Consider the following 1123-nt stretch of genomic DNA (forward strand, 5'->3'; position numbering starts at 1 on the left):
TGTGAGTTCATGCTGAACCGCGACTTGCGGGGCATCCAAAGCTAACTTGCATGCCGCATCTGCGCGAGAACTTTCTTGCGGAAAACTTCTGCAGGCGTTCGATAACCAAGGCATTTGCGCGGCGTTGCGTTGAGCCGGCTGCAAATTTCTATCAAGTCCGCGTCTGTGACCGTCAGGGGATCGACTTCTCTCGAGAGCCACTTTCTCACCCGGCGGTTGGTGTTCTCCACAGTGCCTTTTTGCCATGGCGATTGGGGATCACAGAACCACGTTTGCGTACCGATACTCGCCTGAAGATAAGGCCAGTCAGTAAACTCTGTTCCGCGGTCGAACGTGATTGATCGGCGGGCGAGGTGGGGCAGGGCTTGCAGCGCACGAACAAGGCCATCCATCACGGGCCGGGACTGTCGGTCGTTGTTGCGTAGAAAGATTGCAAAGCGGCTGACCCTTTCTACGAGCGATGTCACGTTTGCTTTTCCGAACTTCTTCCGAAACTGGATCAGATCGCATTCCCAATGGCCAAATTGTTTGCGATCGGCAACGGCATCCGGCCGCCGCAAGATGTTGAGTTCTGGACTAAACCGTTGTCCGTGCTTGCGTCTTGCATGTCGTGGTCGCCGTCGAGCGCGATGCTCTGGAAGATGCCGCCAGAGCTTGATCGCGTGCCCATCTGACGAGTATGCAAACTTATAGATCGTTTCATGACTGACCGAGATAGGATGGCGCTCCAGGCGCATACGGCCAGCGATCTGCTGTGGCGACCAACCATGTATGATACGTTCAATCACCGACTGTCGAACGTGAGAGAACCGCGCCAGCTTGCGCAGTTTCGCACGTCGTTCGCACGCCATGTCGTGCGCAGTCACGCAGTAATAGCCGGTCAGATCTGGCACGACTTTATCGACAAAAGTGTTGCGTTTGATCTCACGAAAGATCGTTGAGCGATGCCGGCCGAGCTGCTCTGCGATTGCATCAACACTCAGCCCGGCCGTTAACCAGCGGGCGATCTTACGACGTTCATCGAGATCAATGTGGGAGTAGGAGCGTTCCATTGCATCTTCCTTGTGACTGATAACCCATTGGTATCATTCGCAAGTCGCACTTCAAGCTTGAACCCACCCCC

Annotated in this window: 1 protein-coding gene; it reads right to left on the reverse strand. The window is 55.1% G+C overall.

Annotated features, from left to right (window positions below; translation table 11 throughout):
* Positions 1–41: 41 nt before the first annotated feature.
* Positions 42–1052, reverse strand: a complete 1011-nt coding sequence (locus QSK43_RS27005) for an IS30 family transposase (protein ID WP_332306023.1) — start codon at positions 1050–1052, stop codon at positions 42–44.
* Between the last annotated feature and the right edge of the window lie 71 nt (positions 1053–1123).

The sequence above is a fragment of the Rhizobium sp. GR12 genome, assembly GCF_036596185.1.
Classification (GTDB): domain Bacteria; phylum Pseudomonadota; class Alphaproteobacteria; order Rhizobiales; family Rhizobiaceae; genus Agrobacterium; species Agrobacterium nepotum.